Below are 12,900 nucleotides of genomic sequence, written 5' to 3'. Positions count from 1 at the left end.
ACCGATTCAACCTCCTGGAACGAAATCGCTCACCCGACTATGACAGGGATCAACCACCCGGGGACCTCGGTGCGCACCTGCGATACACGGGACTCGGTGACGACGAGATCGGCGAATCGGCGGCAGGGCTGTTTCGCGGCGTCCCGCGGATTTAACATCCTCGACATGAGCCGCCCGACAATTTATGACGTGGCGCGGGAGGCGGGGGTAGCCGCCTCCACCGTTTCGCGGGCCTATGCCCGGCCCGGCCGGGTCAACGCGGACACCGCGCAGCGTATTTTCGAGGCGGCCGAGAAGCTGGGATATCGGACGGGGGCTCAGGCCCGGCGGCCCGGCACCGGAGTCGTCCAGAACGCGATCGCCCTTGTCGTGGCCGACGTGACCAACCCGTTCTACGGCGACATCATCAAGGGGGCGTACGAGGCGGCTCGCGAGGCCGGCTACCAGCTGATCCTGTCGCACACGAACGAGTCACCGAAGGTCGAACGGCAGACCATCGAGCAGGAGCTGGCCCAGGTCGACGGCGTGGTGATCGCCAGTTCCCGGATGACCGACTCGGCGCTGCGGATGGTCGCCAAGCAGAAAGCCGTCGTACTGCTCAACCGGATCATCCCGGAGGCCAACTGCGTGCTCAACGACGCCGAGCGGGGCATCCGGCGCGCGGTCGAGCATCTTGCGTCGCTCGGACATGAGCGAATCGTGTACGTGGCCGGTCCGGAGACGAGCTGGTCGGACGGCGTACGGTGGCGGTCCCTGCGGCAATCCGCCGCCGAGCTCGGTCTCGAGGCGCGCAGGCTCGGCCCGTACGAGCCGACGGTGCTCGCCGGTCTGAGCGCGGCGCTGCGCGTGGCCGAGATCGATGCGACGGCCGTGCAGGCCTACAACGACCAGCTGGCGATCGGCATCGTCAAGGGACTGAGCCGGCTCGGGGTGGCCGTGCCCGAGCAGGTCAGCGTCGTCGGCTTCGACAACATCATTTTCGACGAGCTGGTGGAGCCGCAGCTGACGACCATCGCGTCACCGCTGTACCGCATGGGTTTCACCGGCGTGCAGAACTGCATTGCCGTAGCCCAGGGCGCCCGCACGAGCGGCCGGCCACTGGTCCTTCCCGTACGGCTCGTGATCCGCGAGTCGACCGCCCCACCGCGCGGCGCCACAACCGTGCCCCGCCCGCGAACCGCCCTCGGGCGCCCGCCCACGTTGACCGACAGCCAGCCCGCTCGCGCCCATGTCATCCGCGCGCGATGAGCGCTCGTGTCTGTTGCGGGCGGTGAGTGCTCGTGTCTGTTGCGGGCGGTGAGTGCTCGTGTCTGTCGCGCGCTATGAGCGCTTGATGGTCGTTGCGCGCAGGGAGCACCATCGCTTGGCCGTTTGTGAGCGTTGCCGTCGACGGCCCGCCGTGAGTGTTCGATGGTGTCCGCGCGCACTGGGCGTTCATCTCAGGCGGAAGAGGACCTCGCCGGCTCGGGGAACCACCAGCGTGTTCGGGTCGGCGGCGAACTCGGCAATGTCGATCGTGGCCGGGTCGCGGTAGCCGAGGTTGACCGCGCGGCACACGTCCTCGGGGATGCCGGTGGCCAGAGTGACATCAACGCGCAGCTTCTCGATGCCCGTTTGCGGGTCGTAGGTGCCCGCCCCGCGCAGATGTGTCGAGTGGGCGAGCACTCCCCAGTGCACGTGTTCGAACGTGTCCCACTGCTTCACGAAATAGTCTCGGCAGTGGTAACCGATCTCGTGGATCTGAGGGTGACTGGTCGCGATCTCGCGGATGTGCGGGGCGTACAGGATCACCTCGCCGCCGTCGGCCACGATCGGTTCCACTTTGTAGAAGCCCTTGGCTCCGGTCCAGATCTCGTCGTACATCTGGGGGACCAGGGACAGCACCCGGCGGCGGGGGCGGTCGAGGTAGCTGACGTGGGTGGCCGCACTGATCTCGGCGGCGCTCGCCCACGACGAGATGCAGTCGCCGAACGAGACCGAGTGCAGGGCGCTGCTCTTGTCGCTGTCCGTCCCCTCGGGCGGTGACTCGGCGGTGACCACGCAGAACGCGTACTTCTCGGCGGGGATCATGGCGGCGCCGTCGTTGATCAGGGCCCGTACGGGGGTGAGCCCGGTCGTTCCGATGATCTCCGCTGAGGTGATGAGCGCGCCCAGCCAGTGCGACACGTCGATGATCTGCTGGCCCGCTACGCCCGGGAAGAAGTATTTGTTGCCGCCCGACATGCCGACCACCTCGTGCGGCAGCACCGGCCCGACGACGATCGCGATGTCGTGCTCGACCACTGCGCGATTGAGCAGGACGGGGACGTCTCCGCTCATCCGCCCACCGGACAGTTCGGCGATTCGCTCACTCGGGATCGTCCCAAGATGAGCGAACGTCTCCGGCTTCCACCACTCGTGGTTGACGACGGTCGTGTCCGGATAGACGCCGACGTGCGCGTTCAGGGCCTCGGGCGAAATCGCGCCGTGTGTGCCCAGAGCGATCAGAACGGTCAGCCGCGACACGCGCCCGTGCAGTGCGCGATGCACGGCGCCGACGAGCAACGGCAACGGACACGTACGGGTCGCGTCGGGCACGAGCACGCACACGCTGCGCCCGTCCACGTCGAGGCCGCCGAGTTGCTCGAGCACGAAGGCGGTGACCTCGTCCTCGGTGAGCACCCGATCGGCGCCCCCGAGCCGTGCCGCCTGTCCCGCAACAGTCGAAGTCATCGCTGGTCCTTCCCGTTGCTCGAAATCGTTGCACGCCGAGCCCGGCCGCGACCGCCAGTCAGTGACTCCCGCGAACGCCAGGCGCCGAGCCCGATAGTGCCGTCACTTCGTAACTATGCCCGTGCCCGCCCGAGCGGGCTGATCCTGGCCGCGACCGCGACCCGGTCACATTGCCTGCGACCGCCGGGCCGGCTGAGTCGGCAAGTGACGGACGGGCCGGGGCCGGCTGCGGGCGTCACTCGGTGACTCGGTCGGCGAGGGCGCGGCGGGCCCACGCGAACGACATCTCGTGGGACTCCAGCTTCGACGACACGGACGGTTCGTCCACCTCGATCATGAAGTCGCCGTCGTAGGATGCCGGGATGGCGTCGAGGACGGCGGCGAAGTCCACCACGCCCAGGCCGGGCTCGGCCCACAGGCGCTTGGAAGCGGTGGCCTCCCGGTATGACAGCTTCGAGCCGTCGAGGTAGTCGGGGAAGACGTCCTTGATGTGGATGCCGCCCATTCTGTCCGCGTAGCGGCGGATGAACGCGGCCGGCTCGATGCCGGCCCAGCGCAGATGGCCCGTGTCGGGTCCGAAACCGATCACGTCCGCGCCCAGGTCGTCGAGCAGGCGGGTGATTTCGCGCTCGGTTTCGAACACTCCGCCGATGTGCGAATGGTGCAACGGCCGGAGTCCCTCGGCGGCCAGCGCCCGGCACACCTCGCCGCACATGTCGATGGCGCGGCTCAGTCGTCCCTCGTCGAAGTCGGCGCCCACGGCCGGATGCTCCAGACGCGCAGGAAGCGACATCGAGGAGACCATCGTACGGTCGAGACCGAGCGCGACCTGGTCGGCAGCGAACCGTTTGGCCTTCTCCACCTCGCCCGCGGCCGTGACCGTGTCGTCGAACGGCGAGTTGAACAGGCTGAGCGACGGCGACAACCCGTACCCGCCGATCCAGGCGCGATAGTCGTCCGCGGTCATGCCCTCGGGGACGTCGGCCTTGACCGCGGTGAAACCGATCGCGTGGAAGTCGGCGAAGGCCTCGTCGAACACCTCTTTGGTCTTGCCCGCCGACGCCCAGTAGGGGATGGGGTTGGCCGCGATCCTGCTCATGCGAGCTTCACAGGCTTTCCGGTCCGCGCGGATTCGTAGGCTCCGGTGATCACGGCGATCGACTGCCGGTTGGTCTCCAGGTCGACGCGGAGGGCAGCATCACCGGCCAGGGCGTCCAGGAAGTTCAGGTACTGCATGCGGTGGGCGTCCGACAGCATGCCGGGGTTGCTGCTGGCGGTGTCCGGGCCGGCGCCCGACACGGCTTGCGTCGTGCCCATCAGCTTCTCCTCGATCGGCGCACCGACCGGCGTGGCGTGGAAGAACGCCAGCTCGTCGTTGTCGATGACGGCCGACCCCCGGTCGCCGTGCACCTGCAGACGAGCGCTCAGGCCTGGGTACGCCGAGGTCGTCGCGTGCAGCACGCCCAGCGCGCCCGACTCGAAACGAACAACTCCGGCGGCCACATCCTCGACTTCGATGCGTTCGTGGGCGAGCGTTCCCGCATAAGCGAACACCTCGACCGGCTTGCCGAGCGCGGCCACGAGCAGGTCCACCGTGTGCACCCCCTGGTTCATGAGCGCGCCGCCGCCGTCGAGCTCCCAGGTGCCGCGCCAGTCGCCGGAGTCGTAGTAGCTCTGCCCGCGCCACCAGTCGATCGCCGCGATGCCCGAGCTGACCCGGCCGAACTCGCCCGCCGCGATGGCCGCGAGGGTCTGCTCGGTGGACGGGTCGAACCGGTGTTGCGAGATGACGGTGACCAGCGTGCCCGCCTTGTCGCGGGCGGCGATGATCTCGTCGGTGCGCGCGACGGTCGTCTCGGCCGGCTTCTCGATGATGACGTGCTTGCCCGCGCCGAGCGCCTCGATCGCGACCGGACCGTGCAGCCCGGTCGGCGTGCAGACGACCACGACGTCGATCTGTTCGGCGGCCAGCGCGTCCTGCAGCGACCCGTACGGTCGTCCGCCGCGCTCGGCAGTGAGCGAACGCGCACGATCGAGCACCACGTCGGCCACCGCGACCAGTTCGAGCCGGTCGGTGAGCTCGCTCATGACCCGGCCGTGGTGCTTCCCGATCACACCCGCGCCGACCAGCGCAAACCTGGGAACACTCATGCGTACTCGATCTCCTCGTTGTCGAGCAGGCCGGTGAAGGCCCGCCAGGCGGTCGTGAACAGCTCGGGCCCGGAGAAACCCCCGGTCGTGTGGCCCGCGGCCAGGTGCGGTTCGAGCGAGAAGAACCCGTCGAACCCGTCGTGCCGCAGCGCGCGCATCGTGGTGGCCAGCTCACCGTCGCCCTGCCCGGCCGGCACCACGGTTCCGTCGGCGAACAGCGCGTCCTTGATCTGCACGTACTCGACGTGCGGGCGCAGTTGCGCGTATCCGTCCGTGTACGGCCGCACGCCGACCTGCACGAAGTTGGCCGGATCCCAGGCCAGGCGCAGGTAGGGCGAGCCGACCGAGCGGATCAGATCCAGGCAGCGGCTGGGCACGTCGCCGTAGATCTCCTTCTCGTTCTCGTGCAGCAGGATCAGGTCGGCGTCCTCGGCCACGCGCACGAGCGCGCGCATCCGATCGATCACTTCCGCGCGATGGGTGGCCGGATCGTCGCCGGCGGGCATGAAGAACGAGAAGATCCGGATGTACGGGGCCTCGAGCAGCTTGGCCACTTCGGCCGCGTGTTTCATGCGCTCGAGGTGCGGCGCGAAGTCCTCGGTCACGGGGATCTTGCCGATCGGCGACCCGATCGAGGACACCTTCAGCCCGTACGCGGAAAGGGTCTTCTTGATCGTGTCGAGCTGGTCGGGGGAGAGGTCGAGAATGTTGACGTCCCAGGCGCTGCGCACCTCGACGAACTTCATGCCGAGGCCCGAGACGACCTCGCACTGCTCGGTGAAGTCGGGTGAGATCTCGTCGGAGAATCCGGAGAGAGTCCACATGGAGGATGCCCTTCCTGCAGCTCAGGTGTGTTGTCGGTAGAGCTCGTCGATCAGGTGCTGGCTCTTGAGGGCCTCCTGCGGTCCGATCCAAAACGGTTCCGGGTCGTCGAGCGAGCGGTAGAAGTCGGCGATGAGCAGTTCGTGCGAGGCGCCCCAGTACGCGCGTCCGCCTCCGTCCGGGGCGAGCTCGGCGATCGTCTCCACCCGGCCGTCCGCGTACGCCACCGTCAGATCGCCGCGGATGAGCAGCGTGCCGCGCTCGGCCGCGACCTCGATCGTGACCGGCGAGTCGACCGCGTTGGTAGTCGTGGCGAAGAAGACGCTGCGCGCGCCGCCCGCATGGTCGAGCACCATGTGCGCGGTGTCCTCGACGTCCCCGGAGGCCCCGCCGTACTGCCCGGCGTGCCCGCGGACGACCGTGACCTCACCGGCCAGCCACTGCACGAGGTCGAGCGTATGAATCGCCTGGTTGATCAGAACGCCGCCGCCTGAGCGTTCGCGCACACCCCGCCACGGTCGCGCGGCGTAGTAGGTCGCGTCGCGATGCCAGAGGACCGACGCCGAGATGCCGCGCACCCGGCCCATCTCGCCCGAGGTGAGCAGTTCGTGGGCGGCCTGCGACGTCAGGTTGTAGCGGTTCTGCAGGCACACGCCGACCTTGAGCTCCGGGTGGTCCTTGGCCGCCGTGACGAACAGGTCGGCCTGCTCGACCGTGTGCGCGACCGGCTTCTCGAGCAGGACGTGCACACCGAGCTCGAGCGCGGCGAGCGCGACTTGCACGTGCCGGTCGTGCGGCGTGCAGATATGGACAACATCCGGGCGTACGTCGTCCAGAAGTGCGCGATAGTCGCCGTGCGAGTCGCACACCCCGGCGAGCGAGGCGCCCAGCTTCTCGATCGCCGCTAGGTGCACGATGGAGACGTCGCCCAGACCGATCACCACAACCCTGGGCCGGCCGGTCACTTCACGCCGCCCGCGGTCAGGCCGCCGACCAGGTAGCGCTGGAACAGCAGGTACAACAGCACGACCGGGGCCGCGCAGATGAGCGAGGCGGCCATGATCTGCGAGTAGACCGGTAGCGCGCCGCCTTCCTGCGACGAGCCGACGATCTGCAGAGCGACGGCCGCGGTGTGCGTTTCCGGCCGGGTGAGCACCGAAGCGAACAACACGTCGTTCCATCCGAGCAGAAACGCGAAGATCCCGGACACCACGATCGCCGGCAGGCTGAGCGGGAAGATGATCCGCCACAGGATGACCAGGGTCGACGCGCCGTCGGTGCGCGCTGCCTCCTCGAGTTCGCGCGGCAGCCCGCGCAGATAGGTCACCATCACCCACGTCGAGAAGGGCAGGGCGAACGTCAGGTAGGCGATGAACAGGCCCCACCGGGTGCCGATCACGGTCACGCCCAGGTAGTTCCCGGCCGACGAGAACAGCACGAACACCGGCAGGAGCATGAGCGTGCCGGGGATGCTCTGCAGGCCGACCAGCCCGCGCAGGATCGTCAGCCGGCCGACGAACGTGTAGCGGACCAGCACGTACGCGGTGGTGGTGCCGAGGATCGCCGACGCGACGGCGGTGAACGCGCAGACGATCAGACTGTTCACGATGCCGGTGGACAGATCGGCGGTTGTCCAGATGCGGCTGTAGCTCTCCAGGCTCCACGAGCTGGGCCAGAACTCGCCGGACGCCACGCCCACGTCGCTGTTGAGCGAGGCGAGCACGATGTACAGCACCGGGATGAGCACCAGGGCGACCAGGATCGCGGTCAGAACGACCAGCATCCAGCGGGGGAGCAGGCGGGTGGCCTCGGCCGAGGCGGAAGTGCTCATTTCCGAACCTCCTGAGCGGTCCCATTGGTCGCTTCGCCGGCGGTCTCTGAGGTCGCTTCGCCGGCGGTCCCTGTGGCCGCTTCGCTAGCGGTCCCGTTGGTCGCTTCGCTAGCAGTCTCATTGGTCGCTTCGCTAGCGGTCTCGTTGGTCGCTTCGCTCAGTGCGGTCATCGCCGGCCTCCATCCTCGTGCACGTCCAGCCGAACCGCGCGCAAGTAGATGAACAGCGGGATGGCGATCAGCACCAGCGACAGCACCGCCATCGCCGCGCTCAGCCCGAACCTCAGGCTCTGGAAGCTGGTGACGTAGACGATCATCGGCATCACGTTCACGTCCTCCGGCGCGGGTGCCCCGAACAGGACGAACGGCAACGTGAAGTTGTTGATGTGATTGAGCGTGGCGAGCAGGCAGGCGAGCAGCACCGGGCCGCGCAGGTAGGGCAGGATCACCCGGCGCAGCTTGGGCCACCAGGTCACCCCGTCGACGGCCGACGCCTCGTGCACCTCATGGTCGACCGACTGCAGGGCCGCCAGCGACATCAGGTAGATGAACGGCCAGGCCGCCCAGATCTCGACCAGAATCAGGGTCCAGTACGACGTGGGACCGCTGAGCCACAGGCCGCCGTCGATGCCCACCTTGGCCAGCCAGGCGTTCACGATCCCGTCCGGCTGCAGCATCGTGCGCCACACCGACGCGACGACGAACGACGGGAGGACGTACGGGATCAGGAAAACCGCCCGGACCAGGCCGCGGCCCCGATATTTGTTCTGCGTGACCAGGGCGGCAGCGATGCCGATCGGCACGGTGGCGATGGTCGAGATGACCGCGAACGAGACGCTGATCCAGATCGAGTTGAGCAGGCCCGAGCTGAACGACTCGACGTAGTTGTCCAGCCCGATGAACGGCGCCTCCACCCACCGGCGCAGTGTGTACTGGTCCAGGTCGATCAGCGAGATCCACAGGGCCAGGATCAGCGGGAGCACGATGACCAGCGTCATCAGCACCCCGCCGGGGGTGAGGAGCCACAGCGGGCGCTGCTGCTCCGTCACCCCTTTCCGGCGTACGTGCCCCGGTGGCGCTTTCTGCTCGGGGGGCGCGAGGGTGGCCATCTACTTGGCCCTGTCCAGCGAGCTCTGTGCCGACTTCTGCGCGTCGGCGATGCGCGAGTCGAGCTGACCGGTGTTGAGCGGGCCCTTGGTCAGTTCGGGCAGCGTCTGCACGGCGACGTTCGTCAGCGCGAGCTGGATGTCGGCCCAGGCGCCCGTGAACGGGGTCGCCACCGACTTCTTGGCCGCCTCGGTGACCGGCGCGAGCTGCTCGTCCGACGCGAGGGTCTGCAGCGCGGCCGCGTTGGCCGGCAGGTTGCCGAACTTCTTGTAGTAGTCGAGCTGCGCCTCCTGGTCGGTGACCAGCTTGACGTACTCGAAGGCAAGGTCCTTGTTCTTCGAGTAGTCGGCGACCAGAAGGTTGTCACCGGAGAGGATGCTCGCGGCCTCCACGCCGTTGGCCGGCCGGCTGGTCGCGCCGGGCGGGACGGTCGGCAGCAGCGCGAACTTCCACTTGCCCTTGACCGCACCCTGATCGAGCGAGTTGGTCGCGGTCGTCGTGGTGAGCAGGAAGTAACCGGTCTTGCCCTTGGCGAAGGCGGCGAGGGCCTGCGGGTTCGTCCATCCGACGGCGGCCGGGTCGACCACCTTGTCGTTGGCCAGCCAGCCGAAGTAAGTCTGGTACGCCTTCTGCACGGCCGGGTCGGACAGTTTCGCCGTCTTGCCGTCCACCAGTGGGTTGCCGGCCTGGGTCGACATGCCCCAGACGAACTTCCACGGGTCGAAGTTGTCCTTGTAGGCGATGGCCAGACCGTACTGGTCGCCCTTGGTCAGCTGCTTGGCCTGTGCGGTCAGTTCGTCCCACGTGGTCGCCGGCTTGTCGATGCCGGCCGCCTTGAGCACGTCGGTGTTGTAGGCCATGACGAACGGGCGGCTCACCCACGGAATGCCGACCTGGTTCTGCTCGTCCGGGCCGGAGATGCCCAGCGTGGCCGGGTTGAACTTCTCCTTGCCGCCGATCTTCTGCCATTGCTCGTCGCCCATTTTCACGAAGGCGCCGGTCGAATAGGCCGTCGGCGTGAACGTGGTGCCGACCGCGTAGACGTCGGGCCCGGAGCCCGACACCACCGAGGTCTGGATCTTCGTCAGTTCGTCGTTGGCGCTGGCAAAGGTCTCGAACTTCACCTCGGCGCCGGTGGCCGCCTTAAACTTCGTGCTGATGTCCTTCTGCCACGCCTGGAACTCTTCGGGGTATTGAGTGTTCGCGCCGATCAGCACGTTGAGCGTCTTGCCGGCGCCACCCTCGCCGCCCTCATCGTCGCCACCACAGGCGGCAACACCCAGCGCCAAAGCCGTCACAGCGGCCAGCGCCGTCAACCGTTTCGAATTCATGGAAGTTGTCTCCTCTGAGCCGCTTGCGGTAGGGAGTGATCGGGGTCACTGTGTGTCTCCCGTTAACTTGAGCGCAATTAGTTGCCAGTTGTTGCCGCGACGCCCAGGCAACAACTGGCAACTGATTGCCTGCGGCGAATGTGGGCGAACAGGCTCGGACGCATGGCTGCTCTGACGTTGCACCCCGATCGGCTGCTGCCAGCTGACCCGGGGGTCCGCTCGATCGCCCGCCGTCTCTACGAGCAGGTGCGGGGGCTGCCGATCATCAGTCCGCACGGGCACGTCGATCCGCGGCTGATCCTCGACGACGAGCCCTTCGTCGACCCGGCCTCGCTGTTCATCCAGCCCGACCACTACGTGACGCGGCTGCTGCACGCCGGCGGGGTGCCGCTGACGGCGCTCGGCGTGGGGGAGGGACCGCTCTCCGAGGAGCGTGCCCGCGATGCGTGGCGGCTGTTCTGCGCGAACTGGCACGTGCTGCGCGGCACGCCGGTGCGCTACTGGTTCGAGTCGTCGCTGGCCGAGGTGTTCGGGGTGACCGAGCGGCCGTCGTCGGAGAACGCCGACGCCCTGTACGACCAGATCGGCGCGCAACTCGGGCAGGACAGCCATCGGCCCCGCGCGCTGCTGGCGCGGTTCAACATCGACTTCCTGGCGACCACCGACGACCCGGCCGACGACCTGGCCCCCCACCGGGCGCTGCGTGACGACCCGGCCGTCCGGACGCGTATCGCACCGACCTTCCGGCCCGACCGGTATCTCGAGCTCGGCCGTCCCGGCTGGCCTGAAGTGATCAAGGAGCTGCACGGCGATACCGGCAGCTACGCCGGCTACATCACGGCCCTCGAGGAGAGGCGGCGCTACTTCGTCTCGCTCGGCGCGGTCTCGGCCGACCACGGTCACTTCGACGCCGGAACCGAACCGCTCGAGGTGAGCGAAGCTGAGCGAATCTACCGGTCCGCGCTCGAACGGACGATCACACCGGCCGAGGCGACCGCGTTCCGCCGGCACATGACGTTCGAAATGGCGCGCATGTCGTGCGACGACGGCCTGGTGATGACCTTGCACCCCGGCGTATGGCGCAATCACCACCCGGCCACGCTCGCCGGTTTCGGCCCCGACACCGGGCACGACATCCCCGTCCAGCTGGAACTGACGGCCGCGCTGCAGCCGCTGCTCGATCGCTTCGGCACGCACCCCAACCTGCACCTCGTGCTGTTCACGGTCGACCCGGACGTCTACAGCCGCGAGATCGCGCCGCTGGCCGGCTTCTACCCCGCCGTGTACGCCGGCGCGCCCTGGTGGTTCCTCGACAATCCGAGCGAGATCCGGCACTACCAGCGGGCCGTCACCGAGATCGCCGGATTCAGCCGGATGTCCGGCTTCATCGACGACACGCGCGCGTTCTGCTCGATCCCGGCCCGGCACGACATGTCGCGCCGCCTCGACGCCGGTTTTCTGGCCGAACTCGTCTCCACGCACCGTCTGGACGAGGACGAGGCGCTCGATACGCTCACCGCGCTTGTCGCCACCCAACCCCGGAAGGTGTTCAAACTGTGAGGCCGACCCGCATCGTCCATCTGGGGCTCGGCGGGTTCTTCCGGGCCCACCAGGCCTGGTACACCGGTGCCAGCTCCGGTGACTGGGGCATCGCCGCGTTCACCGGACGCTCGGCCGCGCTCGCCGAGACGCTGAGCGCTCAGGACTGCCGCTACACGCTCGTGGTGCGCGGTCCGTCCACCGACGAACTGTTCGTGCAGGAAGCGCTCACCTCCGCGCATCCGGGAAGCGACGCCGCGGCGTGGCGAACGCTCATGTCCGCGCAGTCGACGGCCGTCGTGACGATCACGATGACCGAGGCCGCGTACGCGCCGTCCGGGGTGGTGGCCGACCGCCTGGTCAACGGCCTGGCCGCGCGTCGCCTGGCGGGCTCGGGCCCGCTGGCCGTCGTGTCCTGCGACAACCTGCCCGGCAACGGCGAGGTGACGGCGCGCGTGGTGCACGAGCTGGCCGCCCGTCTCGATCCCGCGCTCGACGAGTGGATCACCGCCAACGTCTCCTTCGTGACCACGATGGTCGACCGCATCACCCCCAAGACAACTGCTTCCGACGTACGGGATGTGCAGTCGGCCGGTGGATGGGCCGACGCGGCGCCGGTGGTGACCGAGCCGTTCACCGAATGGGTGCTCAGCGGCGACTTCCCGGCCGGACGTCCCCCGTGGGAGGAGGCCGGCGCCCGGTTCGTCGACGACGTCGTGCCGTACGAGACGCGCAAGCTCCTGCTGCTCAACGGCGGGCATTCCCTGCTCGCGTACGCCGGCAGCGCGCTCGGCCACGAGACTGTGTCGGACGCCGTGGCCGATCCGGTGTGCCGGGGCTGGCTCGACGAATGGTGGGACGAGGCCTGCCGCTATGTGCCGCTGGCCGCGGATGAACTGAACGCCTACCGAGTGGCGCTTCTTGAGCGTTTCGCCAATCCGCGCATCCGACACACGCTTGCGCAGATCGCTTCGGACGGCTCGCAGAAGATCCCCATCCGCGTGCTGCCGGTCCTGCGCGGTGAACGATCCGCCGGCCGCCTGCCGGCCGGCGCCGTGCGCGTCCTGGCCGCGTGGATCGGCCATCTGCGGGGAGCCGGCGCGCCGGTGTCCGATGCGGGCGCACAGCCGTACATCGACCGCGCCGGTTCCGTACGGGACGTGTTGTCACTGCTCGCCCCCGATCTGGCCGGCGACGACGAGCTCATCAAGGCGGTCGAGTCGGCCCTTCGTGGCTAACCCGGGCTGCCAGTCACGAACAGCTGCGGCGTGGCCCGGTCGTCGCCGAACGTTGCATCGCCGCGGCCGGGCCGCCTTGTGGCCACGTGGTGCAGCGCGTCCAGGGAACTACACCGTCGAGGAGACCGTCCGGCTGACCGCGGCGACCGCCCTGTCCGGCAACAGCTTCG

Annotated in this window: 11 protein-coding genes; 3 read left to right on the top strand and 8 right to left on the bottom strand. The window is 68.4% G+C overall.

Annotated elements, in window-relative coordinates; translation table 11 throughout:
- Positions 1-165 precede the first annotated feature (165 nt).
- Complete coding sequence (locus tag ACZ3I4_RS05890; protein WP_465380721.1) at positions 166-1,248, top strand: LacI family DNA-binding transcriptional regulator; 1,083 nt, start codon at positions 166-168, stop codon at positions 1,246-1,248.
- Between the two features lie 186 nt (positions 1,249-1,434).
- On the opposite strand, the gene ACZ3I4_RS05885 is transcribed toward ACZ3I4_RS05890, so the two are convergent.
- From ACZ3I4_RS05885 to ACZ3I4_RS05850, 8 genes are all read right to left on the bottom strand, one after another.
- Complete coding sequence (locus ACZ3I4_RS05885) at positions 1,435-2,712, bottom strand: lactate racemase domain-containing protein (protein ID WP_465380720.1); 1,278 nt, start codon at positions 2,710-2,712, stop codon at positions 1,435-1,437.
- Positions 2,713-2,947: 235 nt separating this feature from the next.
- Complete coding sequence (locus ACZ3I4_RS05880; RefSeq protein ID WP_465380719.1) at positions 2,948-3,811, bottom strand: sugar phosphate isomerase/epimerase family protein; 864 nt, start codon at positions 3,809-3,811, stop codon at positions 2,948-2,950.
- Positions 3,808-4,863: a Gfo/Idh/MocA family protein gene (locus ACZ3I4_RS05875; RefSeq protein WP_465380718.1), complete on the bottom strand. Its 1,056-nt coding sequence runs from the start codon at positions 4,861-4,863 to the stop codon at positions 3,808-3,810. Before ACZ3I4_RS05875 ends, ACZ3I4_RS05880 begins: the two co-directional genes overlap by 4 nt.
- Entirely contained in the window at positions 4,860-5,687 is an 828-nt protein-coding gene (locus tag ACZ3I4_RS05870; protein WP_465380717.1) for a sugar phosphate isomerase/epimerase family protein, read from the bottom strand. The genes ACZ3I4_RS05875 and ACZ3I4_RS05870 overlap by 4 nt, the downstream gene beginning before the upstream one ends.
- A 21-nt stretch (positions 5,688-5,708) precedes the next feature.
- Positions 5,709-6,650, bottom strand: coding sequence for a Gfo/Idh/MocA family protein (locus tag ACZ3I4_RS05865; RefSeq protein WP_465380716.1), 942 nt, complete (start codon positions 6,648-6,650; stop codon positions 5,709-5,711).
- Entirely contained in the window at positions 6,647-7,516 is an 870-nt protein-coding gene (locus ACZ3I4_RS05860) for a carbohydrate ABC transporter permease (protein ID WP_465380715.1), read from the bottom strand. The genes ACZ3I4_RS05865 and ACZ3I4_RS05860 overlap by 4 nt, the downstream gene beginning before the upstream one ends.
- 166 nt (positions 7,517-7,682) lie before the next feature.
- On the bottom strand, positions 7,683-8,564 hold the full coding sequence (locus tag ACZ3I4_RS05855; protein WP_465380714.1) for a carbohydrate ABC transporter permease: 882 nt from the start codon (positions 8,562-8,564) through the stop codon (positions 7,683-7,685).
- Positions 8,565-8,624: 60 nt separating this feature from the next.
- Positions 8,625-9,953 carry an extracellular solute-binding protein gene (locus ACZ3I4_RS05850; RefSeq protein WP_465380713.1) on the bottom strand — a complete coding sequence of 443 codons (1,329 nt, stop codon included), beginning with the start codon at positions 9,951-9,953 and terminating at the stop codon, positions 8,625-8,627.
- 162 nt (positions 9,954-10,115) lie between these two features.
- On the opposite strand from ACZ3I4_RS05850, the gene uxaC reads away from it, so the two are divergent.
- Together uxaC and ACZ3I4_RS05840 are read left to right on the top strand one after the other, a co-directional pair.
- Positions 10,116-11,513 carry a glucuronate isomerase gene (gene uxaC, locus ACZ3I4_RS05845; protein WP_465380712.1) on the top strand — a complete coding sequence of 466 codons (1,398 nt, stop codon included), beginning with the start codon at positions 10,116-10,118 and terminating at the stop codon, positions 11,511-11,513.
- Positions 11,510-12,730, top strand: coding sequence for a mannitol dehydrogenase family protein (locus ACZ3I4_RS05840; protein WP_465380711.1), 1,221 nt, complete (start codon positions 11,510-11,512; stop codon positions 12,728-12,730). The genes uxaC and ACZ3I4_RS05840 overlap by 4 nt, the downstream gene beginning before the upstream one ends.
- Positions 12,731-12,900: the final 170 nt, after the last annotated feature.

Source organism: Actinoplanes sp. NPDC021490 (genome assembly GCF_055562135.1).
Note: the sequence above shows the minus strand (reverse complement) of the source record. Positions and strands in the feature narration are given on the sequence as shown.

What these genes read in the sequence shown, in the direction of transcription:
- ACZ3I4_RS05875 (WP_465380718.1), bottom strand. Translation starts at nt 4,863, where the DNA reads ATGAGTGTTCCCAGGTTTGCGCTGGTCGGCGCGGGTGTGATCGGGAAG.
- ACZ3I4_RS05860 (WP_465380715.1), bottom strand. Translation starts at nt 7,516, where the DNA reads ATGAGCACTTCCGCCTCGGCCGAGGCCACCCGCCTGCTCCCCCGCTGG.
- ACZ3I4_RS05870 (WP_465380717.1), bottom strand. Translation starts at nt 5,687, where the DNA reads ATGTGGACTCTCTCCGGATTCTCCGACGAGATCTCACCCGACTTCACC.
- ACZ3I4_RS05890 (WP_465380721.1), top strand. Translation starts at nt 166, where the DNA reads ATGAGCCGCCCGACAATTTATGACGTGGCGCGGGAGGCGGGGGTAGCC.
- uxaC (WP_465380712.1), top strand. Translation starts at nt 10,116, where the DNA reads ATGGCTGCTCTGACGTTGCACCCCGATCGGCTGCTGCCAGCTGACCCG.
- ACZ3I4_RS05850 (WP_465380713.1), bottom strand. Translation starts at nt 9,953, where the DNA reads ATGAATTCGAAACGGTTGACGGCGCTGGCCGCTGTGACGGCTTTGGCG.
- ACZ3I4_RS05885 (WP_465380720.1), bottom strand. Translation starts at nt 2,712, where the DNA reads ATGACTTCGACTGTTGCGGGACAGGCGGCACGGCTCGGGGGCGCCGAT.
- ACZ3I4_RS05880 (WP_465380719.1), bottom strand. Translation starts at nt 3,811, where the DNA reads ATGAGCAGGATCGCGGCCAACCCCATCCCCTACTGGGCGTCGGCGGGC.